Here is a 443-nt window from a genome sequence, read left to right as displayed (position 1 = left end):
CCTCCCGCCCCGCGCGGGACGGGCCGTCGCGTCCGGCACGCCCGGAACCCTCCTCACACCTGCAGGCACGAGAAGCAGAGAGACGTCATGCCCCTCGATCCCGCGCGCGTCCTGAGCGCCTATCTGCGCGCCCAGGCCTACCGCGCCCCCAACCCCGAGCCCGAGCCCGAGCACGCCGCCACCGCCGGCGGCGAGCAGCCTCCGGCCGCCGCCCCGGCCGCCACTCCGGAACCGCCCGACCCGGCGGGCCTCCCGCACGCCCCGCCGCCGACGGCGGAAGCCGGGCTCGCCGCGCCCAGCGGCGCGCAGCGCAGGCCCGGCCTGTTCGCCCGGCTGCTGCTGTACGTACGGCAGGGATAGCCGGCGGCGCGCTGCCCGCCCCTCCGCGGCCGGTCCTCGGCCTTCAGCAGGGCGAACTCCGGCGGCTCGTAGCCGGCGAACGT

The 443-nt window shown here is 79.2% G+C and carries 1 protein-coding gene; it reads left to right on the top strand.

Annotated elements, in window-relative coordinates:
* Positions 1–87: 87 nt before the first annotated feature.
* Positions 88–360 (top strand): hypothetical protein, encoded by a 273-nt coding sequence (locus ACSNOH_RS35145; RefSeq protein WP_436725496.1) that lies wholly within the window; start codon positions 88–90, stop codon positions 358–360.
* Positions 361–443: the final 83 nt, after the last annotated feature.

The organism is Streptomyces sp. URMC 127 (assembly GCF_051386535.1).
Classification (GTDB): domain Bacteria; phylum Actinomycetota; class Actinomycetes; order Streptomycetales; family Streptomycetaceae; genus Streptomyces.
This window is presented reverse-complemented; position numbering and strand designations above follow the sequence as displayed.